The 24793-nt window shown below is 45.0% G+C and carries 27 protein-coding genes and 1 pseudogene; 17 read left to right on the top strand and 11 right to left on the bottom strand.

Annotation, left to right across the window (positions count from 1 at the left end; all coding sequences use genetic code 11):
* Positions 1–8 precede the first annotated feature (8 nt).
* The 3 genes and pseudogenes from CS022_RS05255 to CS022_RS05245 all read right to left on the bottom strand — a co-directional run.
* Positions 9–251, bottom strand: a complete 243-nt coding sequence (locus CS022_RS05255) for a fibronectin type III-like domain-contianing protein (protein ID WP_161569569.1) — start codon at positions 249–251, stop codon at positions 9–11.
* Positions 203–1348, bottom strand: coding sequence for a glycoside hydrolase family 3 protein (locus CS022_RS05250; protein ID WP_268967865.1), 1146 nt, complete (start codon positions 1346–1348; stop codon positions 203–205). Before CS022_RS05250 ends, CS022_RS05255 begins: the two co-directional genes overlap by 49 nt.
* A gap of 68 nt (positions 1349–1416) precedes the next feature.
* Positions 1417–1932, bottom strand: a pseudogene (locus tag CS022_RS05245) (glycoside hydrolase family 3 protein); the annotation flags it as partial.
* Positions 1933–2315: 383 nt separating this feature from the next.
* Between CS022_RS05245 and CS022_RS05240 the strand changes: the two are divergent.
* Together CS022_RS05240 and CS022_RS28005 are read left to right on the top strand one after the other, a co-directional pair.
* A complete protein-coding gene (locus CS022_RS05240) occupies positions 2316–2882 on the top strand; it encodes a Crp/Fnr family transcriptional regulator (protein ID WP_129121411.1) in 567 nt (188 codons plus the stop codon).
* On the top strand, positions 2801–2980 hold the full coding sequence (locus tag CS022_RS28005) for a helix-turn-helix domain-containing protein (protein WP_408057216.1): 180 nt from the start codon (positions 2801–2803) through the stop codon (positions 2978–2980). The genes CS022_RS05240 and CS022_RS28005 overlap by 82 nt, the downstream gene beginning before the upstream one ends.
* Positions 2981–3040: 60 nt before the next feature.
* Here CS022_RS28005 and CS022_RS05230 read toward each other — a convergent pair whose 3' ends face one another.
* Positions 3041–5191, bottom strand: a complete 2151-nt coding sequence (locus CS022_RS05230) for an immune inhibitor A domain-containing protein (RefSeq protein ID WP_129121409.1) — start codon at positions 5189–5191, stop codon at positions 3041–3043.
* 498 nt (positions 5192–5689) lie between these two features.
* Here CS022_RS05230 and CS022_RS05225 point away from each other — a divergent pair, with 498 nt between their 5' ends.
* Both CS022_RS05225 and CS022_RS05220 read left to right on the top strand, forming a co-directional pair.
* Positions 5690–6250 (top strand): GNAT family N-acetyltransferase, encoded by a 561-nt coding sequence (locus CS022_RS05225; protein ID WP_129121408.1) that lies wholly within the window; start codon positions 5690–5692, stop codon positions 6248–6250.
* A 440-nt stretch (positions 6251–6690) separates the two neighbouring features.
* Positions 6691–7134: a nuclear transport factor 2 family protein gene (locus CS022_RS05220; protein WP_161569568.1), complete on the top strand. Its 444-nt coding sequence runs from the start codon at positions 6691–6693 to the stop codon at positions 7132–7134.
* A gap of 114 nt (positions 7135–7248) precedes the next feature.
* On the opposite strand, the gene CS022_RS05215 is transcribed toward CS022_RS05220, so the two are convergent.
* A complete protein-coding gene (locus tag CS022_RS05215; protein ID WP_129121406.1) occupies positions 7249–8370 on the bottom strand; it encodes a M20 family metallopeptidase in 1122 nt (373 codons plus the stop codon).
* Positions 8371–8545: 175 nt separating this feature from the next.
* Between CS022_RS05215 and CS022_RS05210 the strand changes: the two genes are divergently transcribed.
* Genes CS022_RS05210 through CS022_RS25235 form a run of 6 tightly spaced genes read left to right on the top strand, consistent with a single transcriptional unit; the run spans position 8546 to position 13502 of the window.
* The gene (locus CS022_RS05210; protein ID WP_129121405.1) at positions 8546–9481 is read left to right on the top strand and encodes an ATP-grasp domain-containing protein; all 936 of its coding nucleotides are present in this window, start codon (positions 8546–8548) and stop codon (positions 9479–9481) included.
* Positions 9482–9485: 4 nt separating this feature from the next.
* Entirely contained in the window at positions 9486–10871 is a 1386-nt protein-coding gene (locus tag CS022_RS05205) for an ATP-grasp domain-containing protein (protein ID WP_129121404.1), read from the top strand.
* A gap of 48 nt (positions 10872–10919) precedes the next feature.
* Positions 10920–11969 (top strand): M14 family zinc carboxypeptidase, encoded by a 1050-nt coding sequence (locus CS022_RS25250; protein ID WP_201746213.1) that lies wholly within the window; start codon positions 10920–10922, stop codon positions 11967–11969.
* Complete coding sequence (locus CS022_RS25245; RefSeq protein ID WP_201746226.1) at positions 11966–12490, top strand: hypothetical protein; 525 nt, start codon at positions 11966–11968, stop codon at positions 12488–12490. The genes CS022_RS25250 and CS022_RS25245 overlap by 4 nt, the downstream gene beginning before the upstream one ends.
* Positions 12487–13143, top strand: coding sequence for a hypothetical protein (locus CS022_RS25240; RefSeq protein ID WP_201746212.1), 657 nt, complete (start codon positions 12487–12489; stop codon positions 13141–13143). The genes CS022_RS25245 and CS022_RS25240 overlap by 4 nt, the downstream gene beginning before the upstream one ends.
* An 11-nt stretch (positions 13144–13154) precedes the next feature.
* Complete coding sequence (locus tag CS022_RS25235; protein WP_201746211.1) at positions 13155–13502, top strand: hypothetical protein; 348 nt, start codon at positions 13155–13157, stop codon at positions 13500–13502.
* Between the two features lie 86 nt (positions 13503–13588).
* Here the strand turns inward: CS022_RS25235 and CS022_RS05195 are convergent, their stop codons facing one another.
* Together CS022_RS05195 and CS022_RS05190 are read right to left on the bottom strand one after the other, a co-directional pair.
* The gene (locus tag CS022_RS05195; RefSeq protein ID WP_129121403.1) at positions 13589–14893 is read right to left on the bottom strand and encodes a glycoside hydrolase family 18 protein; all 1305 of its coding nucleotides are present in this window, start codon (positions 14891–14893) and stop codon (positions 13589–13591) included.
* A gap of 183 nt (positions 14894–15076) precedes the next feature.
* Entirely contained in the window at positions 15077–15394 is a 318-nt protein-coding gene (locus tag CS022_RS05190) for a cysteine-rich CWC family protein (RefSeq protein WP_129121402.1), read from the bottom strand.
* Positions 15395–15503: 109 nt separating this feature from the next.
* Here CS022_RS05190 and CS022_RS05185 point away from each other — a divergent pair, with 109 nt between their 5' ends.
* Positions 15504–15950 (top strand): GNAT family N-acetyltransferase, encoded by a 447-nt coding sequence (locus tag CS022_RS05185; protein WP_161569567.1) that lies wholly within the window; start codon positions 15504–15506, stop codon positions 15948–15950.
* 52 nt (positions 15951–16002) lie between these two features.
* On the opposite strand, the gene CS022_RS24705 is transcribed toward CS022_RS05185, so the two are convergent.
* Entirely contained in the window at positions 16003–16197 is a 195-nt protein-coding gene (locus tag CS022_RS24705; protein WP_145964504.1) for a hypothetical protein, read from the bottom strand.
* On the opposite strand from CS022_RS24705, the gene CS022_RS05180 reads away from it, so the two are divergent.
* From CS022_RS05180 to CS022_RS05160, 6 genes are all read left to right on the top strand, one after another.
* Entirely contained in the window at positions 16184–17320 is a 1137-nt protein-coding gene (locus tag CS022_RS05180) for an MATE family efflux transporter (protein ID WP_328590312.1), read from the top strand. The genes CS022_RS24705 and CS022_RS05180 overlap by 14 nt on opposite strands.
* Positions 17302–17478: a hypothetical protein gene (locus tag CS022_RS27630; RefSeq protein WP_328590311.1), complete on the top strand. Its 177-nt coding sequence runs from the start codon at positions 17302–17304 to the stop codon at positions 17476–17478. The genes CS022_RS05180 and CS022_RS27630 overlap by 19 nt, the downstream gene beginning before the upstream one ends.
* A gap of 245 nt (positions 17479–17723) precedes the next feature.
* Entirely contained in the window at positions 17724–18233 is a 510-nt protein-coding gene (locus CS022_RS05175; RefSeq protein WP_161569566.1) for a GNAT family N-acetyltransferase, read from the top strand.
* Complete coding sequence (locus CS022_RS05170) at positions 18230–18925, top strand: aspartate/glutamate racemase family protein (RefSeq protein ID WP_129121399.1); 696 nt, start codon at positions 18230–18232, stop codon at positions 18923–18925. The genes CS022_RS05175 and CS022_RS05170 overlap by 4 nt, the downstream gene beginning before the upstream one ends.
* Positions 18926–19039: 114 nt before the next feature.
* The gene (locus tag CS022_RS05165; protein WP_129121398.1) at positions 19040–20113 is read left to right on the top strand and encodes a type 1 glutamine amidotransferase domain-containing protein; all 1074 of its coding nucleotides are present in this window, start codon (positions 19040–19042) and stop codon (positions 20111–20113) included.
* Positions 20114–20202: 89 nt separating this feature from the next.
* The gene (locus CS022_RS05160) at positions 20203–20556 is read left to right on the top strand and encodes a RidA family protein (RefSeq protein ID WP_129121397.1); all 354 of its coding nucleotides are present in this window, start codon (positions 20203–20205) and stop codon (positions 20554–20556) included.
* A 111-nt stretch (positions 20557–20667) separates the two neighbouring features.
* On the opposite strand, the gene CS022_RS05155 is transcribed toward CS022_RS05160, so the two are convergent.
* The 3 genes from CS022_RS05155 to CS022_RS05145 all read right to left on the bottom strand — a co-directional run bounded on the left by CS022_RS05155 (position 20668) and on the right by CS022_RS05145 (position 24766).
* Positions 20668–21312 (bottom strand): hypothetical protein, encoded by a 645-nt coding sequence (locus CS022_RS05155; RefSeq protein WP_129121396.1) that lies wholly within the window; start codon positions 21310–21312, stop codon positions 20668–20670.
* 179 nt (positions 21313–21491) lie between these two features.
* On the bottom strand, positions 21492–23297 hold the full coding sequence (locus tag CS022_RS05150) for a bifunctional protein-serine/threonine kinase/phosphatase (RefSeq protein ID WP_129121395.1): 1806 nt from the start codon (positions 23295–23297) through the stop codon (positions 21492–21494).
* The gene (locus CS022_RS05145) at positions 23297–24766 is read right to left on the bottom strand and encodes a NarK family nitrate/nitrite MFS transporter (protein ID WP_129121394.1); all 1470 of its coding nucleotides are present in this window, start codon (positions 24764–24766) and stop codon (positions 23297–23299) included. The genes CS022_RS05150 and CS022_RS05145 overlap by 1 nt, the downstream gene beginning before the upstream one ends.
* Positions 24767–24793 lie beyond the last annotated feature (27 nt).

Below are 24793 nucleotides of genomic sequence, written 5' to 3'. Positions count from 1 at the left end.
CGTTGCCGTTATGACTGAACAGTCAAAGGGTGAATAAGAAGATCATCAGTTCGCGAAGACGCACCAACATGAATCTGATACTCCCCTGCTTCATCGGCCCATTGCTTGGCTTTATCGTCGTAATATCGCAGATCGGTTGCGTTCAATATGAGTGAAACCGTCACTTTCTCTCCGGCTTTAATTGATACCCGGCGGAACCCTTTCAAATCTTTCGGTGCACGAAACACGGTTTGTGGGTAGCTGACGTACATTTGTACGATCTCGTCCCCGTCCATCTGCCTGTGTTTTCAATATCCACAGAGACAGTCACCGCTTCATCCGGTTTCAGGGTCGAGCTCGATAGACAAAGGTTACTGTATTGGTAAGACGTGTAACTCAACCCGAATCCCATGGCATATGCGGGATCATAGTGATGGTGTTCAAGGTGCCGGTACCCGTGCAGATACTCATAGCGAATGAAACGGGTATTTTTGCTGAAATACGGCAGATCGTCCGTACAACGTGGAAATGAGCATGGCAGCTTGCCTGACGGGTTTACTTCACCAAACAGAATATCAGCAATCGCATGACCACCTTGCTCTCCGGCATACCACGCCATCACAATGGCAGGTACTTTATGTCGCCAGTTTTCGGTAACAATGGCACTGCCGCCAAACATAACCACAGCAGTGTTTTGGTTTACGTTGGATACAGAGTTAATAAGCTGTTCATCGTGAGCTTTAAGTCCGAGATTGTCTCTGTCACCGCCACTCAAAATAATGTACTCACCCTCCTCTTTGTGGGTGAAACCTGCACACACGATAACAACATCTGCTTCGCTGGCGATTCGTGTTGCATCGCTGATTGACTTACCGTCATCAAATACAATTTGAACATTGCTGCCATCACAGTGCTGCCGCATGCCATCCAATGTGGTAACGACATTTTTCGGGTAAACCGCGGAACTGCCGTGATCACCAGTATTTTCTTCACACGCAAGAAAACCAATGATGGCGACTTTTTGTTGTTGGTTTTTGTCGAGCGGAAGAAGGGGTTTTCTATCTTTGGCATCGTCATTTTTCAGCAGAACAATAGACTTATCGGCCGCCTCTTTTGCCAGATTTTTATGCGCTTCACAGCCAATAGCATCCTCACCATACCGCAGCGCTTCACCCACATCTTTGAATTGAAACTTCTTACGCAGGATCCGACGAACGGCCTCATTCACATCTTGCTCAGATGCGCGACCCGTTTTGAGCGCAAGCCACAAAAAGAAGCTGTAATGCCAGCTGTAGGGCATCTCAACATCCAGCCCACCCTTGATGGCTTTGGTCGCGCTTCGCACGGCGAAAAGAAAATCTGACAGCACGAAGCCATCAAACTTCCATTCATTCTTGAGAATGTCGCGGAGCAGATAAGCATTCTGCTACAGAACTCGCCATTCAATTTGTTATAGGCACTCATTACAGATGCAGCACCTTCATCGATACAACGCTTAAAATGAGGCAGGTAAACTTCTCGTAATGTCCTCTCATCAACACTGACATCAACCTTGAAACGTGCATTTTCGATGCTGTTAACTGCAAAATGCTTTACACATGCCATACCGTGACGCTGTATTCCCCGAACCAGAGCCGCGCCAAATTCACCAAGGTGGTGCGTATCTTCACCATAGGTTTCCTGAGCACGCCCCCATGCCGGGTGACGAAGCAAATTGATGCACACTGAGCCAGCATAGTTACCCCCCTGACTGCGCATTTCAACGCCGATCGCGTCGCCAATTCGTTCCTCTAGATCGGTATCCCAGCTCGCTCCTCTCGCCATCGAAACCGGATAACAGGTTGACTGACCGCAGGCGACGCCTCTCGGTCCATCGACAAACAGAATAGGAGGAATATCAAGCTCAGGGTTGTTACCCGATGGGATAGGAAAACTGTTGTAATGGATAACCATGTCTGGAAGGAATGATGTCACCGTGAATAAATCACCACTCATTTGGTGAAGTTTCTCTCGCAATGTCATTCTTCGTAGAAGCTTCTCAACATGCGACTCAACATCTGTCTTGTATTTGGCGACTTTACCCGCGTGACTTGTGTCTCGCTTAAGGGGACTTGGAGCTAGCTTATTTTCTACACTCATCGTCTTCACACAAAGATCCCTGTCTAATTTAGTCATAGCTGATTCATATGCACGTTTCGGGTGCAAGACGTTATCAACTTTCCGTTTGTGCTAATGTGGAACTAGTAAGTTAGAAAAAGTTAATACAAGCTTCTGTCACCAATCGGACAATCATAGGCGACTCATTGCATTAAATACTTCGGAGACTACCAAGCGAAATGATCGAGCAAAGCGACTTCTTTAAATATGCTTCCGTCGAGAGCAAAGAGGCATTTCTTCACCATAGTAAAAAGCGCACGATATCTGAGGGTGATGTACTGTTTCGAGAGAGGCAGAAAGCGGAACATGTCTTTTATGTTGTCAGTGGAGCAGTCAGTTTTACGTTTCATGATGAAGAAGGGAAATCGTTCATTATTGGAATCGCCGCAGCAAACACATTTATTGGTGAGCTGGAAGCGTTTAACGAGGGCCCAAGAATCAGCCAAGCCGTCGCATTACAAGAAAGTGAAGTTCTAGCAATTCGCAAAGAGCAGTTCATAGAAATCTTTGGCAAAGACACCTCAGCACTGCTCTACTTCGTCAGGTACTATGCCAAAGAGCTACAATTTCTCATGCGTTTTTCTTTAGTGATGGATGTTGATAAGCGCTCGCTCTCGCATTGGTTTATCTGGCAAATCGCTTCGGAAAAGACACACCAAACGGTATTTGTATTGACCTTGCCCTTTCACAAGAAACACTCGCAGCAATGGTGGGTAAGCCAAGGCAAAGAATTAACCGACTTTTGAAGCAGTGGGAAGAGACCGAATGGCTCAGCGTAAAATATCGTGAGGTGACCATCCGGCAAATCGGTGAATTAGAGAGTTTTGGTAATGATATGCTGTGAGGTTTGTTTCCCTTTTTAATTAACCCCTTTCGATATTAAAAGGGGTTAAGGGAATTCCATCTACCACAATTTAGATAAGTTCACCTCAGCTACTGATTTATCTTTAGTTTGATTTATCACCTCAAAAACTAATCCTATAGCGGGAATATTGGAGCCAGTAGCTGGTCTTATATGATTACTGTAATCGTCCCAATCAACAAATCGAGGGTTGCCGTTTACGAAGTAATCATTGGCTCTTTTAACAGTATAAGTTCCATCCTCATGATTCACTACCTCTTCATACCTACTACCTAATTGAGTAACTGAATTAAATGGAGCATCCTTGACTTGATAAAGGCTTGAAAGTGGTACATTGTAAGAGTCCTCCAACCAACGTCCATTGTTATCGTACTTCGATGCAGTAACAATCATCGGATTACGGTCAGAATCAATAACCTTCAACCATCCTTCACCCGGATGAGCTCCTGACCGATTGTCATGATTCAAAGATTCATGCATGTAAGACGGGTCAACATACCAAACTAACATCCCCTCTTCATAGCTTGCATTAGCAAGAGCTTTATCAACACCAGTATGCTGACGCCATTCAAGCAAATAATACGGTGAATATGAGATTGAGCCATTTGACTTTTCAACGTTTCTAAGCACGACCAGATCATCTGAATTTGAATCAAGACGAGTAATTACCTTACCCTCATCTACAAATTCAATATTGTCAATTGCAACGAAGTCTCTAGGGTAACTAATAGCAAAATTGTTAAAGAATAGTATTACTGATTCCTCATTTTTTAAAATAGAAAGATCATATTCAGCTCTTTGCCAACCAGACTCAACACCTATAATCTTTTTATTATCCACACGGATTTTTTTATTTTTTTCGGGAGAAACCTGAATCATATTACCAGTAACTGTATTATACGCCCACAGTACAAACCCCCAACCCGGAGTGGTTTTATCTGTCATATTTATATCGAGTGATATACGTGGGTTACTAAATTCTGTAAAGTCAATCTCATGCGCATAATAAATAATACCATCAGTATTAATCTTAATTGACTGCTCATTTAATGGAGTAAATAGCTGTGCGGTCTGAGATGGTAAATTAACTTTTACAAGGTCATTATACTGACCTTTACTAGATGCTTGATGAAGTTTTACAGTGACACCGTTTGAATCCAGAGACGATGAGTCGATTTCAGTCGACTGTACCCAATTACCGCCATATTTATTTTGGAGAAAGAGTTTAGCAAATGGACTGTAGCCAACAGGTTCAGTTCCGCTAATCACACCAGTGTGACTCCCAGAAGCCATCATAGACCACCTGCCGACCGTAGAGCCGGGGTTAGATATGTGATCCTCAGAATACTCGTGGTCATATTCGTCAGGTAAACCTAGGTCATGGCCAAACTCATGTGCCAGCACTCCTGCCGCTGCATCAATCGGCTGGATAACGTAACTTTTAATACCTGCGCTTTTTCCTGTAATCTCATTAGTCACAACTTCACTGAACTCTCCGCGGTGAGACCATATGAAGTCTGAATAACGATCATAAAACGCTTCACCACCAAGAGTGGAATGGATTATGCTGAGATGGTCTATGTATCCATCTTGGTCTGAATCATAGTCTTCTAGTTTAAAATTTGGATCTGCAAGTAAATTAGCGACTGCTTCACGAACTAGTTGTCTAGGGTTTATATCTCTAATATCATTTTTCTCATCGCCACCACCATAGAATTTATAGCTTTCCTTTGACAGATACCAACCAAAAGATTCCCCATAAATATCAAAAGAGTTGCCACTTTGATCTCTTAAGTACTGACGGGCACTCATCAACCTCTTATTTCTTGGTCCAACAAGTCCATTTTCCGAATAAACGAGTTTATTGAAATGTTCTTGTGAATAATCTTCATAGTAGTGACCATCTTTATCAGGCTTTATAGTATTGTGAAGGGCGTCTGGAAACTCCATTAAGACCGTTGCTACAGGGACGCTAGTTATGGCTCCTGACCATTCACGTTCTTGAACAGCTGAAATACCTTTTTTATTCGAAATATTTCTAGAATAGTTACCGTCAAGTTTAGACATCTGATTTATAATTTCTAATTTATTTTCGAATACCCCATTAATCTCAGTTGGAAACTCATGCGCAATGGCTCCCTGCGATATCATTAGAACAATGACTAAGCTACTCAGCCTAAATTTATTTTTCATTAATTATTATTCCTATCTTTCTTGGGATTTGATGATACTTAATATGTCGGATTAAAGTATTAAATGAACTATACTTTTTTTTATATACGAAAAAGTTTAATTTTGGATATATCACGCAAATTTTACTCAAAGCTACGTTGATATATCTTTTGAGTTATTTTCAATAAATATTTCTATATAGGTTTATAACTGTAGGATCAGACAGGTAGACAAATAATCAGGGTTATTATAACGCTGAGAAGTTTTCATTATTGCTATCTTATTTGTATGCCAGTTCTGCTCAATATTAATTATCCGAGTACTTAGCATCATGCCTGACGTAAACAAAAAACTACTAAAAGAATCAATCAAAAGTAGCCAGCGTCATTGGTAATGGAGTAACACTGGAAACGCTATACAGCTCGAATTAACATCACGTTTTATACAAATTATATAGTCTTACATCATCGATAAAAGTAACATCATCCGCCCTTCGAAAACTTCATTTAGGTCGCTACGATGCTTTCAAAACCTTTACCTTGCATTGTTACCAAAAGAACGCGCATAGAAATCCTTCCAGCATCTGACGCCAACTTGATGTGTGCGTTTTATGCAGAGAACAAAGCGCACCTCGCACCATGGTCGCCTCTTTGTGACGCAGATTATTACACCGAGAACTACTGGAGAAACGAGCTGGAGTCGGCACTGAATGAATACAGGGAAGGCACAAATTTTAAATTCGTAGCACTCAATCATGATCACACTAAAATAGTGGGTGTGGTGAACTTCACAGGTGTTATCCGTGGTGTTTTCAATGCCTGTTTTCTCGGTTATGCCATTGATGATAACCACCAGCAAAAAGGCTTGATGACCGAAATGCTAACCGCAGTGATCGCCCACATGTTTGAGGAGGAAGGGCTTCATCGAATTATGGCTAATTACATGCCAGCGAATATCGCTAGCGAACGCGTTCTGACCAAACTGAATTTTGAACATGAAGGCTACGCACGGGATTACTTAAAGATTGCAGGAAAATGGGAAGATCATGTGCTGACAGCCTTGATTAACGACAACGCCTGACGGTGTTATGTCTTCATGAAGTGACGAAGGTTACAGTCAGATTTCTTACGACCTCACTCAATCTACTGATCGCTCTCGTCGTTTCTCTGTCACCACTATGGTGATTAAAAAACAGTGAATGCTAAAGTAAATTACAGCCAATGGGATAGGTTTCTTTATATCTAACAGTACCTTGTTGTTAAGCCGCTAATCATCAACCTCCTTCTTTGTTCACGACTCTTCACGCCACTTCGACACTCTTAATACCAACAGTTTCATAAATGAGACATAAAGTAGCCCTCCCTGTGTGCGAAGTTACACATCAACGTTAGCTGTGCAGAAAGTGATTTATCAGCAGAAGAAATTCTACCGTCAACATGACTTTACAAGATGAAGGTTACCACCAAAAACAATTAAACAGGTGTCGGTTAGTTTCTCACTTATTTAACAAGGAGACGTCAATGAGCAATGCAACTACCACGCAGGAAAACAATATAAAATTGGTCCAGACGTTTTTTGACTTGCTTGAAAAGCGTGACATATTCGCTATCACTGAAATTGCTTCACCTGAACTCGTCTGGCACCAGCCGGGCAAAAACCGTTTTTCAGGCAGCCACAGAGGATTGATTGAGGTCGGCATGATGGTCGCTGGCATGATTGCCATGACACAGGACAATCTGGAAATTACTGTTGAAGGGCCAGTGACTGCGGAAAACGACCTCGTCAGAGCAAAGGTGACGTTGACAGCAGAAGCCAAAGGGCTGTCACTGACCCGCACGGGGATGGACACATTCAAAGTGGAAAACGGTATTATTGTTGAAGCATGGTCAGAGTCTGACAATCAGTCTGAAATCGACAATTTCTGGGCTGAAGTATCCGCGACTCCCGCTGCAGCACCCATGTAAGGCTAAACCGCAAACACAAAAATAGCCGTCTCTATTGGTTTAGTTATCTAACCTGCCGAGACGGCTTGTTGTATTCCCGCTATTGATTTTGCTGCCTAAAGATTGGCTTTGTCGTTAATCAAAAGCATCTGCAATAAGAAAACGTACCACTCGTGTAACCTCGTCTATTCTTCTATGAAAGCTTTGCTTACTCGCCCTCTCATGTATTGTATGGTCACCGTCGCCATATGGGCCCCAGCCATCAAGTGTTACTGTACCTGCACCCGCAACGACATTGGCATCACTCACGCCACCCCGTTGTTCAGTCTTAATTGGCTCGGGAAGAATCTCATTCAACGACGAAATCAACGCTTGTTGGCGTTCACATGTCTCCATCACATCACGTTGCAACCCGCCTGAAACAGACACACCAAGACCGCTTTTTTCCAACAAACTACAGAGGCTGGTAATGGAAGACATAACTCTGATTTTTTCTTCCTGATTGGTGAATCTGGCTTCGACAGTCATCTGCGCCGAGGGAGAAATTGTATTGGCTCCGATCCCACCTTTTATTTTGCCAGGGTTTACGGTTGTTCCCTTGTCGATACGCGTTAAAGCCTTCAGCTTTATCAACAACTGCGCCAAAGCAAGGTTAGCATCGACACCATCGACATAGTGATTACCGGCATGTGCGCCTTTGCCTGTAATGCTGATTTCATAGGTCGCGATGCCTTTTCGACCTATCACCACTTCGTGATCAGTACCCGCAGCTTCAAACACCAAGCAGTAGTCATATTGTTTGGCTAGCCTTGCGGTCAGTTCACGGCTGTCATCGCTGCCCGTTTCTTCGTCGCTGACAAGCAAAAAATCAACATTATGAACGCCCGCAGCAAATTCTTTGTCTAGCTTTCTTATCACGTTGAGAGCAACGAAATTGCCACCCTTCATGTCACAAACACCAGGGCCATAAACCCATTCATCATTTTGGGAAAATTCTGTAAATGTACCTGGTGGAAACACAGTATCGAGATGTCCTAAGAGTAGCACTTTCGTACCAGGACGTTTCCGTGAGGTGAATAACAGGTGATCACCGATTTTTTCACGACTGAAGCGCTCGACGCAATAATTTAAATTAACCATACGCTCAATCATTTGTTCGCCGTGACGGTCAACACCTTCTTTATTCTTACTGTAAGAATTGCAGCGAATAAACTCTTCAAGCTCATCAAAATCACATTCATAATCAAACAAAGACATAAATTTCTCTTGTTTATGAGAGAGTTGCAAAAAGTATGTCATAGAGGATTTCATTTAAAAATGAATGTTTCTTTACATGGTGACGAAAACACATTTCTTAAAAAAACTGTCACAGACAAACTTGTAGAATATTTTCAATTCATTTGCTTGCTCAAATATCTGCCAGGAGAAAATAATGTCTTTAGCAACCGTCGGGTTATGGATGTATGAAAACGGAGGTGGAAGAGAGATTGAAAGAAAAATCGTCCAAAACCTCAAAGAAAGAGAGATAGACTGCCACACAGGTTTAAACCTTCGCGATGCAATTGCAAGAGACGGAAAAATCATTTGCAAAGACATCATCATGGAAGAGCTCGACGCCTTCGTCAGTTATAACGCAAGTCAGCAGAGTCAATTTCAGCTCTATCTTTACCAGACACTCAGTCGTGCCATTCCTACCATCAATAATTTCGACGCCTTTTCCATCGCTGAAGATAAATTCCAAACTGCGCACTTGCTAAATACTCACGGAATTAGCACGCCTGACTATCGCCTTTGCCATAAAAACGACTCAGAAGGGTTGAAGCAAGCCATTCGTGATTGGGGTGGGAAGCTCGTTTATAAGCCAACTGACGGTTGGGGTGGTGTGGGCATTACAAAAATTGAGGGTGAAAGAGCATTGGACATGTTGCTGCCTTTCATTGCCCGTACTGACCTGCGCTACTTCTACCTTGAACGCTTTATCAACTATGACAATACCGATTACCGCGTCGACATTGTTGATGGTCAGTTTGTTGGCTGCTACGGCAGAAAAGCGCCAAAAAATGATTGGAAAACCAATGTCACCAGCGGCGGTTCTGTTTTCGTCAGAGAACCGGATCAGGAAGTCGTTGATCTTGCCATCAAAGCAACGAATGTACTTGGGCTGGAAATCTCTGGTGTTGACATTATCTATGACAGAGACAAAGGGGAATATGTGGTACTTGAAGTTAACACTATTCCTGCATTTGCTACTCCTGAGCAGGAACACCTAGGCATCAACTTTAATCAACGAAAAATTGATGCACTGGTTAATTTACTTGAGCGCACAGCATTGAAAAAGACTTCAACACATTCATTCAAGGTTGCATAGACAAATGAAAAGCCCGAAACCACTGCCTAAAATCGGATTACTCTATCTCGACTACGTGCTGCGATTTTTTGATAAATCTAACTTTAAAAACTGGCCAGATAAAATTGAGCATGTCACTTACCGCTGGGGTAATGACAAGCAACGTTTCATAAATGAAGTGAAAAGAAAGAAAATTGATGTCTTAATCGGGAATATACCCGCAACAGCTTATGAGACATTTCGTGACATTTCGAGAGAGCTGCCTAATGTACGATTTTTACCGTCTCTCGATAGCCAGTTCTCAAATAAATCAAAAGAAAATGTTACACACTTCTGTAATAAATATTCACTGCCAACACCAAAGACAGAGATATTTTATATCCCTGATCAGGCTGACCAATTTCTTGTTAATGCGGTGTACCCGAAAATAATTAAACGTTCTTATGGCCCTTCAAACTACGGCGGTTACTTCGTCCATAAAGTAAATAACTACCGTGAGGCAAAAACACTGCTTTGGGAAAAGAAATACTACCCCGTCTATGTGCAGGATTTTGTCCCGATGGAGGCAGATATCCGCGTCATGTTGATCGGCCATAAACCTGTCTGTGCATTCTGGCGACGTCCTCCTGAGGGCGAGTGGCTGACCAATACCAGCCAAGGCGGAAGTATGGATTATCAGGCAGTACCTAAAGGTGTTCTCGATTTGGCGAAGCGAGCCTCTCGCGCGGCAAATGCAGAATACTGGGCCTGTGATATTGCACTGGGCAAAGACGGTAAACTTCGCATTCTGGAGTGCGCGACCGCGTTTGCAGCATTCCCGTATATTCGCGACTGGATTGGCCAATACCTGATGTGGTTGCTCTCTGACGGCCGTTTCCGCAAACCCAACATTCCTCTCTACAACTGGGAAGAGCTTGGCAAAATTGACTCAGGGCTGTTGAGGAAGATGCGTCATATTACTTTCGGTCGCCGCGCTATGCCCTCTCAGGACAGTAACGAGCGCTTCAGTCGAATAGATGAAAATGGTTTCCCTATCCTTGATACAGAATTTAGATTTGGCGAGGAATGGCCGAGTGAAGTGTGGAACAGACAAGATAACTTCAAACTCGCCACTAAGGCAGCAGATGCTGCTGTTTTAACACCTATTCCGGGTGCTGATGAGCAACAAGATCCAGATCTCGGTTCTTACGAAGCAGCCAAATTCAACGAGGAAGAATTACGATCCTTCCTCAATAATATTAAAGGGATAGGCGGAAAAATGGTTGATGACATTCTTGACCATTTTGGTGCCGAAGGTTTTGTTGAAGCCATCAATGCCGATCCCGAGCGCCTGTGCATAATAAAAAATCTAAAGGCCAAAAAGCTCAACCTGCTGAAGGAGCACTGGCAGGAGCAATATTTACAGCATTGATTCATGTGGTTCTCTCTGTCCTGAGTACCACAGGGACAGAGGGATCCAATGAAAATTCAATATGCTTCATATCAGGAAACGATTGAGTTCCTGAAAAAAACGATGCGGGATCACCCGCATCTTTTTCGTTTGCAGAGTATCGGTGACACCTGGGAAGGCCGCCCCATCATGCTCATGACCATCTCAAACGACGTTACCTACGCCGACGAAAAACCCGCACTCTTGTACACGGGCTCCATTCACGCAAGAGAATGGATAGGTAATGAACTGGCCATCAAGTTTATTCAATACGTTGTCGACAACTATCGCTTCAATCCCAAACTTCTCAGCGCACTCAGCCGCAATACCATGTACATGGTGCCCTGCCTCAACCCCGATGGCTTTGAGTTCTCGCGCAACCATTTTTCTTTCTGGCGAAAAAACCGACGTAACAACGGTGATGGTACCTATGGCGTCGACCTGAACCGCAATTTTGACGCTCGTTTTATGCATAACCAAAATACAGCATCAAATACATACGGCGGCCCTCATGCATTTTCGGAACCCGAGACCTGCGCAATCAAGGACTTTGTCGAAGAACATCAGAATATTCGCATCGTGCTCGACTACCACAGCCAGGGAAACGTGTTCTTTCCGGCGCACAAATTCAATCATGAGGTCGAGATTGAAGGCTCTGACCTCAATGTACTCTGCGCCAACATGAATCATGAAATTGGCAAGGTAACAGGCAGGCAATACGGTATCCATCGGGGCAAGCCGCCCGCTAACTTGATTCAGGGAAGCGGCCGGGAATACTATTATCGCCGGGGTATTATCGCGACCGTCGTTGAAGTCGGTACCCGAAATATCCCTGACTACATGAAAAACATGACGGAAAGCATCAATGAGAATATCCCTGCATTGATGTATGCCTTGGGCGAAGCATCAACTACTCACCTTCTGCACCCGAACGGGTGGACAATTTCACGATTCAGGAAGTGGCAGAAAATCACGTCACATTGGAATGGGATTATGCGCAGCAAGATGATGTGTATTTTGAAATCTATCGAAGTCAGTCGAACAAGAGCCGTTGCAGCGACGATAACATTGTCGCCATGACCAAGTCAGTGAGCTTCACTGATACCCAGTTGAAGAGCGGGCACCAATATTTTTACAACATTCGGGCCGTCGATAAGGTTAACCGCATAAAATCACCGTTCAGCCCCGAACTACGGCTAAAAACGAAGCTAGCCAGCCATGAATGTGCGTTAACCTTGTTCCCCCCGAAAGATGGCGTGGGTTATGTCGCAGAGAAGACGGGAACAAAGAACAAAGACCATCTCGGGTTCAATTCGATGTTTGTCGGTGTCGACCAAAAGCGCGGTATCAGTCTGGGCATCATTGAGTTTGATATCAGCAATATTCCTATTCACTCTTCAGTGTCGAAAGCAGGTTTCTCGCTCTATCCAATGAACCGCGTGAATGCCAAGATTGAAAATTTCGGCGAATGGTCTGTGAGTATCCTAGACCCGCAGGCAAACGTCGATTTAACGGACTTTCACTCTCTTCACAAGGCACCGGCCTTCATACGCTTGGCGTCACTATTGCCTCAGATCGTGTCACACAAGGGATTTGGATGAAGTGGGATTTTAATGGTGTGGAACGGAGTATTGTCGAAAACCTGATTGAAACCGGCAAGGTGATCTTAAGAATTCAGGGGCCACAACAGCTCCCTCTCGGTAATAACTCGCAAGTGATGCAGTTTGATATTGGCTACGGGCCATTCGGCAGCGGGCTGCATTATCGGCCGCATCTTGAACTGATTTATCAGTTACCTGAAGATACGCTGAGCCTAAAGCCCTCGTCCGTAAACACAATCTGTGAAAACGAGGTGATTGCTGAACATTTGTCATCTGGCTTCGATCAACAAGGCAATGTGGTTTATGGCCAAATGGTGTTTCCATTACAAGATCTGCCTGATGCCGACAAAACGGTATTCACACAGGCACATTTAAAGCTGGTCAATAAAAACGCGCTACCACAGGGTAAAGATGTCAGGTTCACCATTGAACTCGTGGAGCTTCAAGACCTCGATTATTCGAGCGTTAAACAACGCAGTAAAATCGAATACATTGGCTACGAAGTGAGTAATGCTCAGCTGCGAGAGAGTAATACACACTACTTCCTTTTCGACAGTTACAGTCTCAATGAATTAGGCCGCTTCACCGCCAAAATTCGCCTTTCTATTTTGTCATCCGCGCCACTGTGGAATCTAAAGTACATAACGGTTTAGTTGAGTGGATCGTGGATGGAAAGAGTCAAAGTACCGAGTTAGTCGTTAACTATGTCAATCGACGCACACATCCAGTCAGTAAGCCTAAAAACCTGAGTTACTCGGTTGAAAACAATATGGTGAAGCTAAATTGGGATAACCCTGACGATGAAGACTTCGTCGGTTGTTTCGTCGTGCGGAATCGATTCCATCCACCGAGATCACCGTATGACGGCGTAAAACTTTACGGCGGTAAAGACGAATACACCTACGACAATTTTGGCAATCCAGAGATAGAAAAATACTATGCGGTATTCAGCTATGATGCGGTACCGAACTACTCCGACCCCGAGACGATTAAGTATCCGGGCAGGGAGTAAATAAAAAAAGCCGCCTGACCAGTTTGAGTCTTTCCAGATGAAAAATGCAAACGGATAGAGGCGGCTTTATTCACGTTAAATCGAAATTATTTTTTTGCTACCTTGCTGTTCATGACTTCACTCATTGCAGCGGTCAGTTCGTCTTCAGGGTCGCCTGACAGCTCCCACGTGAACACACCTGCAAGACCTTTCTGCTTCGCCCACAATGCTTTGGCTTTCACTGAACGCTCATCTTCATAAGATATGAAGACTTTCTTCTCAGGGTTCCAAAGGTAAGGAGCCTGTGATTCTTCATCGTAACCATACTTGTAGCCCTGCTCAGCGGTATAGTTCTTTTTCAAATCCCAGTACATGAAATAACCCGCCTCACCTGTACCAAAGCTTGCGCCCTTTTCTGATGACAGATCAGACGTTGGCAGGCCACCAGCGAACTGGCTGCCTTCCCAGCCACGACCGTAATACGCCGCGCCCAGAACAAGCTTCTCTTTTGGAATACCGAGCTCAATCATTTGATTGACGAATACATCAGCGCCCATGCCCCACCAGCTTCTCTCGGTCGCGTGCAGGTTAGTCAGGTGACCTGTTTGCGTACCCCAACCGCCAAGGAAGTCATAAGTCATCGCAAACATGTTAGTCAGTTTCGGAGCAGCCGATGCCCAGTCAATTTGTGCCGCTTTCGGGCCTACACCAACAGCCGTGGACAGCTCATAAACTTTGCGGGTTTTAAGTTGCAGCGCATCAAGCTCTTTGCGGATTTCAGTCACCAGCGTTGTGAAAGCCTGCTTCTCTAACTCTTTCTGCTCGTCGGTCAGCTTGGTATCTGGGTTCCATGGTGAGGTTGTCAGACCGCCACCGCCTGGGTATTCCCAGTCAAGGTCGATACCGCCAAAGAAGTCATATTCAGCAATCAGTGCCACAGCACTTTTCGCGAACTGCTTAATATGTGCATCGTCTTTCACCATCGCGTGGAAAGGCTCAGACATGGTCCAGCCACCAAAAGAAGGCAGGATTGTCAGGTTAGGATGCTGTTTTTTCAGCTCTGCAAGCTGCGCAAAATGGCCTTTATATGGCACATCAACAGACACATCGCCAAAGTCGTGCTTCAGCGCGGCCTGCTGATCAACCACAATAGCACTGAATGGCGGCTTACCTTCACAAGCAGCAGAAACCTGACTTTGAACCGCGTCAGACGCGCCAGTATGCGGGCCACACATACTCAAAAATGCATAAATAACATGGGTTAGCTTGTCGGCAGGAATGTCCTTCACTGTGTATGGGTTTTGCTCGTTGTTATACTGCCAGTCTGCAAAATAGCCACCAACAACAGGCTCTGCAGCAACACTTCCGGCCATACAAAGGCTCAGTGCCGCGCTCAATGCCAGTTTTTTCATGGGAAAACCCCTTTCTTGTTAATAAATTGAAAAGACTGGATAGTTTTAAAACGGCACCACCAAGAAAGGGATGCCAACAAACTGTTTTTGTGAGATTAATTCTCTCGAGCGAGGGGCTTTGCGAGGCTATACAAAAAATATGTCTGGAACTTTCAAAGATTCATGACCAGATTGATTGCAAACTCAGTAACTTACGGAAAGTGCTTTTTTAGATAAACACTTGCGGCACAGGCAAACTGAGCTATCTGCAGAATCAGAGACATCGCGGGTTGGCAGAGAAAAACACCAGCATGAAGACTCACCCGCACTGATATCACACTGCATCGGCTCATTACACTCTGGACAGGCGTGGGTAGACATTCTTCCCAACAACTTGTCCATGATAGCCTCACGCTCTTCTTCACCTATCTGGACCCATTTCACGATTTCATCCATGGTTCGGTGACAACCCTTGCAGATACCGCCCTGATTTTTACACGCACCAATACACGGCGATTTCATTATATTACCCTTTGTTTTAGTTCGAGGCGCAGGGTAGCAAAATTTACCCTTTTGATACAGCAAACGACACTATCACGCTGGTAACCCTGTGATAGCCATGAGGACGTTAATGATGCGTGTCTGTCCAATGATGATCGATGACAAACAAGAGTGGGCTGAATTGCGGAATCGCCTCTGGCCAACGTCAAAAGGTCCACATGAGCAAGATATTGAAGAGTATCTCTGCGGGGATAGTCATGACATTGTCACAGCGTTTGGTGTTAGGGATAGTGAGGATAGTCTGGTAGGTTTCATCGAAATTAATGTGCGTAGCCACGCAGAGGGGGCACCCAACAAATACGTTCCCTATATCGAGGGGTGGTATGTTTCTGACTCTAAACGTGGTCAGGGCTATGGCTCAGCACTTATCAAAAGTGCTGAAGCGTGGGCGAAGGAGCGTGGATTTTCGCACATGGCCAGTGATACAGAACTGAGTAATGAAGCCTCTATCACGCTTCACAAAAAGCTCGGCTTTGATGAAGTAGAACGTTCGGTGAATTTTATAAAATCGCTCTAAATCAGTGGCGCTAGACCACTGGGCTATTTGACCTAAAAGCCGTAAACAATCATTAATCATCCAACACATTTTTTATTGTTGCTTTAGTCCCATTCTGCTCGCAAAATGGCTGCAATTTACTGCTAATCTCAAAGAAATCTTCTTCGAAGAAAACATTACCAATCATTCTTAATTGAGTTGCAGAAAAAGAAATGGCTACCGCCTGATGTATCCGCTTTGTTGGATTAGGATTTATGACCTCAGCCACACTCTCTAACAATCAACAACTCGTTGACGAATCCGTTTTCAAACTGTTTCTGCGTTATTCACTGCCAACCATTGCCGCCATGTTGGTCACGGGCATCTATGTCGCCGTTGATGGTATTTTCATTGGTCAGTTTATTGGTGAAGACGGTCTCGCCGCCATCATGATCGCCTATCCTATTGGCTCGGTGCTCTATGCACTAGGCAACTTGGTGGGCATGGGGGCGTCGTCACTGGTTTCCATTAACCTCGGCCAAAAGAATGCTGAAAACGCTCAAAAAATTGTCGGGAATGCATTTTCACTTTGCCTACTGATGACATTACTCACGTCTGCGTTAGGTCTTATCTTCGCCGACGACATTCTGCATTGGTTGGGAGCAAAAGAGCCGATTCTTTCCATGGCCAGTACCTACCTGCGCTGGTATTTCGCCTTAGGTGGATTTGCGATTCTGACCATGGCATTTTCGACATTGCTCAGAAATGATGAACAGCCAAAATTGGTCACTGGCATTATGATCCTCGGTGGCTTGCTGAACATCGTGCTCGACTGGCTATTGATTGTAGTTATTCCCTGGGAGTTAACCGGCGCAGCAATAGCGACCATGCTCTCGCAAGCCGTCACCGCATTTCTCTGCCTCCAGCATTTTTTCCGCGACCGCACGCGGCTGAGAATTACCCTCGCCAGCATGATGCCGTCAGCATCAATCATCAGAGATGTTTTCCAAATCGGAACGCCGGGCTTTTTGATGTATCTGTATCTGTCTGTGGTCCTCACGTTTCACAACATGGCATTTCTGTCTTTGAACAGCACGGTCCACGTCGCCGCCTATGCGATCGTCAGCTATATCGAAGCATTCTTCTACCTAATATTTGAGGGGATCGCACTGGGCATGCAGCCTATCACCAGCTTCAACTACGGTGCCAATCGTCTTGATCGCGTCAAAGCCAGCAGGGACATTGCCTTTGCATCGACCATGGTTATCGCAGCATTCGGACTGCTGTTCGTCTACATCTGGCCAGATATTCTTGTTGCGGCATTTTCCAGCGAGAACCCTGCACTCGAAGCTACTGCGGTGGAGGGAATGCGACTTTATTCTGGGGCTTGCCAATGGAAGGTCTACTGTTAGTCGGTGCCGTCTATTTTCAGTCAGTCAACCAAGCCAAGATCGCTAACTGGCTGACAGGTGGAAAACTTGTCGTCATCGCTTTAGTGTTGTTCGCGTTTAGCGTGCTCTTTGGCACTACAGCGTTTGGGTCTCGCTCTCTTGCACCGCATCGGCGCTAACTGTGTGGATGTTCTGGCAACTCAAGCGCCAATCAGCCGCGCCGCTCGCCTCCCCCGCCTAACGGATGCGAACACTTGTCCTTCTGAGAACTGTCTTACTCAGAAGGACAACTGTACCTAGTCAAATGGGTTTAAAAACCTCGTAGTAACTCGCATTTTCACTCGCTATTAGTATCTTGCCTTTACCGTAACCGAGTAACGAAATACGTTGGATAAACATAACGTAAACCACCAAAGGAATGAGTTTGATCTCTATAAGAAAAGCCAGTCAGGCAGATGCTCATGACATTGCAATCATTCAGACAAGTTCTTGGTATGCCACATACCGCGGGCTGGTTTGTGATAACTTTCTAGATAACTTTACGGCGACATCGAGAATCGCTCCTTGGCAACAAATACTTGGTGAGTCAGACTCTGTATTCATTGCTGTTGAAGACAACCAGGCAATAGGTTTTGCCCATTACTCCGCAACACGCGATGCGGATTCGAATAGCAATACGACGGCTGAGTTGACATCCATATACATACACCCGGAACACTACCGAAAAGGCGTAGGATCTTTGCTTATTAACGCGGTCGAAAATGCGCTAAAGGGTGAAGATTTTAGCGCAGTAACCTTATGGGCACTGAAAGGCAATGATGGCGCGCACCAGTTCTATCTTCATGCTGGGTTTGAGCCCGATGGCAGCGAAAGTTACCTTGAACGCATCAAGGCAACAGCGATTAGATACCAAAAAAGGATTCAAAACAGATGAAGACCATTGGCATGATTGGCGGGATGAGCTGGGAATCAACAGCGCTTTACTACAAAACCCTCAACGAAGAAGTAAAAGCGCGCAAAGGCGGATTTAACTCCGCACAATGCCTGCTCTACAGTGTCAACTTTGCTGAAATTGAAGCGCTGCAACGCAGAGGAGATTGGCAGGCTGCTGGAAATATCTTGGCAGATACAGCGGCCAACCTAGAACGCGGCGGTGCTGACCTTATTCTCATCTGTACCAACACCATGCACCTTGTCTTCGAGCAAGTACAAGATGCCGTCTCCATACCTGTTATACACATTGCCGACACAATTGCCGCTAAGTTACAGGCCAACGAGATAACCAAAGTGGGTCTGTTAGCGACTGGGTTTACCATGGAGAAAGACTTTTACAAAGGAAGACTCCAATCAAATTTTGGCATTGATGTCATTGTGCCTGATGAAGCGGATAGAGCGATGGTGCATGACGTTATCTACAACCAACTTTGCCTTGGTGAGATCCGCGAAGAATCAAAGCAAGCTTATCTCAGGGTTATTGATAAGTTAGCAGTACAAGGCGCACAAGCTGTGATTCTTGGCTGCACTGAAATTGGACTTCTCATTTCTGGCAACGACACAGAAGTGCCATTGTTCGACACCACCGCTATTCATGCAGAAGAGGCGGTATCTCTGGCGTTAGATGACTAGCGAAACTCACCTGTAAGCAGACGGTATTTATCTGAAAGAAAAAGAGCGTTTTTCACACTCATTTCACAACGCCCACCATAAGCTCGTTCTCAATCTCATTAAGGAGCGAATATTATGGTTAAGAAGATATTTCTCGGTTTACTGATCATCACTGGATTGGTTGTTGCGTCAGGCTTCTGGGTCTATTCCCTTGTCGACAGAGACGCTTACAAGCACGATTTCACCAATACACAAAAAAGCGATTTACCCTACCTGACAGAGAACATTCCCGAGCATCGCGGAAAGATTTTGGCGGTTGTCACCAGTCACAGCGAGTTAGGTGATACTGGCAAACGTGTCGGCTATGAGCTTACAGAACTATCTCGCGCTTATTATGTCTTTGAAGCTAACGGCTTTAGTGTCGATATCGCCAGTCCACAAGGTGGCTTGCCTCCACAAGTGAAAGATGGCGATGACATGAATCAGTACGATTATGCGTTTTTAAACGATGAAGTGGCGACGAAAAAGCTGGAAGACACGATAAAACTCAGCGATATCAATCCACACGACTACCAGGCTGTGTATTTTGTCGGTGGGAAAGGCACCATGTTCGACTTCATCGGTAACCCTGAAATTACCGAACTGGTTGAGCACTTTTATAACAGTAACAAAACAATAGTTGCTGTTTGTCATGGGCCTGCCGCACTACTGGGCGCAAAAAACGAACAGGGTGAACACATCATTGCAAACAAACGCATTACTGCATTTACCAATCAAGAAGAACTGTTATTGATACCTGATGCCAAAGAGGTTTTCGGTCAGTTACTTCAAACCTCGCTTGTCGAAAAGGGCGCTAAATTCAGCGCAGGTGCAATGTATCTGAATAACGTTGAAGTAGACGGTAATGTCATCACAGGACAAAACCCATGGTCAGTGTGGACAATGGCCGAAGCGACCATAGAGCAACTAGGTTATACACCTAAGCAACGCACGGTAACGGCCGAAGAAAATACGTTGGCCATATTAAGCACTTATCATCAAAACGGATCTGAGCAAGCGCTGCGTTTTGCCAAGTCATTGCAACAGCAAGAGCTGCCTTATGAGCAAAACACTATTCTTTTGTATGCAGCATTGGACTTCTGGCAACTCGATGTTATCGACGGTGTCGGCAGGTTAGCGTTGGTCCAACAGTTAAAAAATCTCAACTAAACTCGACGTTTTTAGCCGTACAGACTGCATTTTTATTGGGAGTCTGTACACTTGTGGCAACGAAAACAACGACGTAAAAGAGAAGAGTCATGACCATCGAGCGCAAACATACCAAACAAAGAATGAGCCGTATTGTGGTTCACAACAACACGGTCTACCTGTGCGGCCAGGTGTGTGCAGATGCTACAAAAGGCATCAAAGAACAAACCCAGACCATGCTGGACAAAGTAGATGCACTGCTTGTAGAAGCGGGCTCTGATCGTGAACACATGCTGAGCGCAACTGTTTACATCAAAGACATGAAAGATTTTAAAGACATGAACGAAGTATGGGATGCATGGGTACCTGAAGGTCATGCTCCAGCACGCGCCTGTGTCGAAGCAGCGATGGCTCGCCCTGAACTCTTGGTTGAGGTGTCTGTGATTGCGGCAGTGAAGGGGTAACTCAGCCGCTTACTATCGGAAGATATCGCGTTCTGGCTAACAAATATGAACAAGGCACTGACCTTACTTATATCAGTATGGGCAGTGCCTTTTTGAATTTAAATCTCTTGCTTATCGGTAAACAGCAGGCTTGCTCATGACAGACTTGGTAAATGTCAGATTTTCCATTGCTGGGTAGGTCTTTTTCAGCAGCGCCACATCCTGATCGAAGTTGTCTTTAACGTCCACCACAAAGGTGCCGTTTGAGAATCCAGCAACGCGTTGGTCAATCAATGGAATAGCAGGACCTACTGATTTTTCGTTGTCTTTCTTCTCAACAATTGTCGCTGTAATATCACCGATATAGATAACTTTATTTTTCTCTACATCAATCGTTTTCTGAAGCGCCAGCGCACCATTCGCAGAAATCAGCAATGACATACCTGCATGAAGCGTCAGTTCTTCAAGTTGCGCTTGACCTCCAGGCGCTTCAAAGCTGAAGAAATACTCACGGCCTTCTTCACCATGATCTGCAATCAGGTTATTTCGAACAGAATAGGTAAATTGCTCTCCGTTCGAGCTTCCCTTCAAGTTCCAAACTTCTGGCTGAAATGATGTCGCGTTTTCATTCTTTACAGTCAGTTTGCCGAACACAATACTCTTTTCGCTGGTGCTGTACGTGGCTTTTTCGGTGCTGATAGGCGCATTCGGGATCGACGTACAGCCAGTGAAAATGGCTGCGACAGCCAGCAGAAATAAAACTCGGACTTTATTCATAACGTTCTCTTCATTCAGGTTATTACCTGATCACATTTAAAATACGAAAAATAAAACATCGTTCATTTAGGGTGCGCAGTGTATTGTTGTCATTTTTAAAAATCAATGTTTTTTATTTTTAGTTTTTATGAAAAATATGTAAGTAATTGAGTTGTCGTGGTTATATATTTATTGAGAAGTCAGAAAAACCACTGCGTCAGAAGCAGTATCAAGAGCAATCCGCTGATACCCTGCCAAAACAAAACTGGGTTGCGTTCCAGCAAAGGCGCTTTCTCAGTTCCAGCTTCGATGTGCTCGGGTTTCTGTAAGGCAGCTATAAATTCTGATAGCGCCTGAAAGCGATTTTGCTCATCTGGGTGACAGGCTTTTTTCAACGCCGCATTAAACCAACTGGGTACGTCATTACGACGGGATTTAGCGGGAATATATTCCATGCTGTTTACAGTTCTTCCTAAACGTTGGGAGGTGACTCGCTTGTAAGGGAGTTCACCTGTCAACACTTCATACAAGGTCACGCCGAGCGAGAACATTTCGGATTTAATGCCTGGCTTGGGTTCTGTTAAGCACTCAGGCGCGAGATAATTTAAATCGCCGACAGGATCAGAACTGTCCGCGCCGTTATTCAATTCCTGATAACCGGAAACATATGCACTGCCAAAATCAATTAGCGTCAGCGTTTTATCAGGCCGGATCATAATGTTGTCAGGTTTGATATCGCGATGATAAATACCGGCACGTTGTAGTGCTCTTATCGCGACTACCATCTCAGCAGCAATCACTCTTACAGTCGCTATATCAGCTCGGGGATTATCATCAATCCATTGCCTTAGCGACACCCCTTCGACCCACTCACAAACATGGTAGAGAAACGGCGTCGATGACGGCTGAGAATAGACTTTTAAAATGCTCGGGTGACTGACTTGTTGCCCTATCCAACCCTCTCGAATAAACCCCTGTAAGTAATCAAAGTCATCAGCAAAGTTATCAGATGGCATTTTCAGCACGTAGTCACGGCCATCTTGTGTATTCTTTGCAAGATAGAGGTGGCTTCGGCTACCTGAATAGATAATACGTTTTATCGTATAACCATCAATTTTCTGGCCTGCTTCAAGCACTGGAGGAATACGTCGGGTTCGCTTATCAGCCGCAATCTCGTCAAACATGGCAAGTGGCAAGTTGTTTACACTGACCAGTAAACAGGTGCCATTGTCTGTCGAGCCATTTTGTCTTGCCGCTTTTACCAACTGTTTGGCGGCGTGCTCTAACGTCGGGTTTTCGCCTGTATCATTTGCATTTGCGTATAGGCCCGATAGCTGTGATGTCATCTGATCCGTTGTCAGTGCTTCATGCACGCCGTCTGTCGTTAACAGCAATAAATCCCCTGCTTTCACATCGTGAGCTTGGTAATCAACTTCAAGATGGCTATCCATACCCAAGCCACGTGTCAGGTAGTGTTTCTCATTGTGGGTGTAGCAACGATGGTCACGCGTCAGGCGACGAAGTTCTCCACCTCTCAATAAATAGACCCGGCAATCACCACAATGAAAGAGGTGAGCGGTATTTGATTTAATCACCAGTGACGAAAATGATGTCACCATTGCATTATGTTTTAGCGTGCTTTGTTGCGCGTGATGGAACAACCATTGGTTTAACTTATTGAGCACCGAACCAGCAGTCTCTTTTACTGGTAACGTCTTGGCCGTTGATAGGTAATCCTCGATAAAATGGGTCACGCTGGTTTGGCTGGCAAGTTGGCTGTTATCGCTGCAACTTACGCCATCAGCGATACAGGCCACCATACCTTTGTGTTGGCGCTCAGTAAGATTGGCAGGCAGCGTTGCAGCGAAGGCATCCTGATTTTCATCGCGATGCCCTGTATCCGAGCAACCACCAAAACTGACAGTTAACAAGCGCGAAGCCAATTCGGCTTCGCGTTGTCTTTCCGTTGATTGAATCACGCTTTTTTCCATTACACCTTCAATCATTAAGCCACATCAATCAGTGTCACACTGCCATCATCATTCACTTCAGCAATCTTCCCACTCGGTTCTTCCATAAAGAACAGGGTGACAAAGCCAAGGACAGCCGTCGCTGCAATAATCATGAAGAATGTGCTGTAATCAACAAGGGACAGCACCGTCAGGTAGCACACTGCACCAACGTTACCGTAAGCCCCTGTCATACCGGCGATTTGACCTGTCATACGGCGCTTGATGAGCGGAACAGCAGCGAATACTGCACCCTCACCTGACTGAACGAAGAAAGAGCACCCCATTGCAGCAACGACGGCAAGCCAAACAGGCCAACTGCTATCAACGTTACCCATGACGAAGTAGCCAACAGCCAGACCTGCGGTGAGAATTAACAGCGTAGGTTTGCGACCAAATTTATCGGACAACCATCCACCACCCGGACGTGACATTAGATTCATGAAAGCATAAGCCGACGCAACCATACCCGCAACGACTGGCGTCAGTTCGAAGGTTTCTGAGAAAAACAGAGGCAGCATTGATACAACAGCCAGCTCAGAGCCAAATGTTGCAAAGTAAAGGACGTTCAGCACCGCCACTTGTTTGAAGTTATAACGGTGAATTTCAGGCACTGGTTCAGAGAATATGTGTTTATTCACTTTCCAGACCTGAGAGGCGTCAAACAGATAAAAGGCAGCGAGACCGGCGTAAATTAGGCCAGCAACATGAGTACTTATCATGCCGATACCTTCGGGTGATAACTTCCAGCTTAATAATGCAAGTGCTGCGTACATAGGTACTTTCATGATAAGCAGCAGGAAGAAGTCTCCGGTCGATGTCACTTCCATCGCGCCACCGTTTTTCGGTTTGAAATAAGTCGCGCCTTTCGGGGTATCACTAACGTTGGAATAAAAGATGACTGAGAAAATCAGGCTCATTGCCCCCGTTATCGCCATCGCATAACGCCAGCCATCATCGCCGCCAAACATCACAGCAATAGTTGGCAACGTGAAGGCAGCCGCCGCTGAACCAAAGTTACCCCAGCCGCCATAGATACCTTCTGCGGTACCTAACTCATTATGTGGGAACCATTCAGAGACAAGGCGAATACCGATAACAAAACCGGCACCAATAAAGCCCAAGGCAAATCGTGCTATCGCCGCTTGAAGAAAGGAATCAGAAAAAGCAAACACAAAACAGGGAATTGAACAAATGGCCAGTAGAAGGGAATAAATTAAACGTGGGCCATATTTATCGGTCAACATACCAATCAAAACGCGAGCAGGAATGGTAAGCGCTACGTTGAGGATAAGCAGGGTTTTAATTTGTTCTGTGGTTAATCCAAGCGTTGTTTTTACCGCCTGCAATAAGGGGGCAAAGTTAAACCAAACAACGAAAGTGACAAAAAAAGCCATCCAACTTAGATGGAGTATTTTCATTTTTCCTTTAAACGAAAATATATTTAGTCCCGCACTCGTCGACATATTGTTCTCCTTTAAAAAGACAAAAGA

The organism is Veronia nyctiphanis (genome assembly GCF_004116385.1).
GTDB classification, from domain to species: domain Bacteria; phylum Pseudomonadota; class Gammaproteobacteria; order Enterobacterales; family Vibrionaceae; genus Veronia; species Veronia nyctiphanis.
The sequence above is the reverse complement of the archived record's forward strand: the minus strand, read 5'-3'. Positions and strand labels throughout refer to the sequence as shown.

What these genes read in the sequence shown, in the direction of transcription:
- CS022_RS05255 (WP_161569569.1), bottom strand. Translation starts at nt 251, where the DNA reads ATGTACGTCAGCTACCCACAAACCGTGTTTCGTGCACCGAAAGATTTG.
- CS022_RS05240 (WP_129121411.1), top strand. Translation starts at nt 2,316, where the DNA reads ATGATCGAGCAAAGCGACTTCTTTAAATATGCTTCCGTCGAGAGCAAA.
- CS022_RS05230 (WP_129121409.1), bottom strand. Translation starts at nt 5,191, where the DNA reads ATGAAAAATAAATTTAGGCTGAGTAGCTTAGTCATTGTTCTAATGATA.
- CS022_RS05225 (WP_129121408.1), top strand. Translation starts at nt 5,690, where the DNA reads ATGCTTTCAAAACCTTTACCTTGCATTGTTACCAAAAGAACGCGCATA.
- CS022_RS05220 (WP_161569568.1), top strand. Translation starts at nt 6,691, where the DNA reads ATGAGCAATGCAACTACCACGCAGGAAAACAATATAAAATTGGTCCAG.
- CS022_RS05215 (WP_129121406.1), bottom strand. Translation starts at nt 8,370, where the DNA reads ATGTCTTTGTTTGATTATGAATGTGATTTTGATGAGCTTGAAGAGTTT.
- CS022_RS05210 (WP_129121405.1), top strand. Translation starts at nt 8,546, where the DNA reads ATGTCTTTAGCAACCGTCGGGTTATGGATGTATGAAAACGGAGGTGGA.
- CS022_RS05205 (WP_129121404.1), top strand. Translation starts at nt 9,486, where the DNA reads ATGAAAAGCCCGAAACCACTGCCTAAAATCGGATTACTCTATCTCGAC.
- CS022_RS25250 (WP_201746213.1), top strand. Translation starts at nt 10,920, where the DNA reads ATGAAAATTCAATATGCTTCATATCAGGAAACGATTGAGTTCCTGAAA.
- CS022_RS25245 (WP_201746226.1), top strand. Translation starts at nt 11,966, where the DNA reads ATGACCAAGTCAGTGAGCTTCACTGATACCCAGTTGAAGAGCGGGCAC.
- CS022_RS25240 (WP_201746212.1), top strand. Translation starts at nt 12,487, where the DNA reads ATGAAGTGGGATTTTAATGGTGTGGAACGGAGTATTGTCGAAAACCTG.
- CS022_RS05195 (WP_129121403.1), bottom strand. Translation starts at nt 14,893, where the DNA reads ATGAAAAAACTGGCATTGAGCGCGGCACTGAGCCTTTGTATGGCCGGA.
- CS022_RS05190 (WP_129121402.1), bottom strand. Translation starts at nt 15,394, where the DNA reads ATGAAATCGCCGTGTATTGGTGCGTGTAAAAATCAGGGCGGTATCTGC.
- CS022_RS05185 (WP_161569567.1), top strand. Translation starts at nt 15,504, where the DNA reads ATGATGCGTGTCTGTCCAATGATGATCGATGACAAACAAGAGTGGGCT.
- CS022_RS05180 (WP_328590312.1), top strand. Translation starts at nt 16,184, where the DNA reads ATGACCTCAGCCACACTCTCTAACAATCAACAACTCGTTGACGAATCC.
- CS022_RS27630 (WP_328590311.1), top strand. Translation starts at nt 17,302, where the DNA reads ATGGAAGGTCTACTGTTAGTCGGTGCCGTCTATTTTCAGTCAGTCAAC.
- CS022_RS05170 (WP_129121399.1), top strand. Translation starts at nt 18,230, where the DNA reads ATGAAGACCATTGGCATGATTGGCGGGATGAGCTGGGAATCAACAGCG.
- CS022_RS05165 (WP_129121398.1), top strand. Translation starts at nt 19,040, where the DNA reads ATGGTTAAGAAGATATTTCTCGGTTTACTGATCATCACTGGATTGGTT.
- CS022_RS05160 (WP_129121397.1), top strand. Translation starts at nt 20,203, where the DNA reads ATGACCATCGAGCGCAAACATACCAAACAAAGAATGAGCCGTATTGTG.
- CS022_RS05155 (WP_129121396.1), bottom strand. Translation starts at nt 21,312, where the DNA reads ATGAATAAAGTCCGAGTTTTATTTCTGCTGGCTGTCGCAGCCATTTTC.
- CS022_RS05150 (WP_129121395.1), bottom strand. Translation starts at nt 23,297, where the DNA reads ATGATTGAAGGTGTAATGGAAAAAAGCGTGATTCAATCAACGGAAAGA.
- CS022_RS05145 (WP_129121394.1), bottom strand. Translation starts at nt 24,766, where the DNA reads ATGTCGACGAGTGCGGGACTAAATATATTTTCGTTTAAAGGAAAAATG.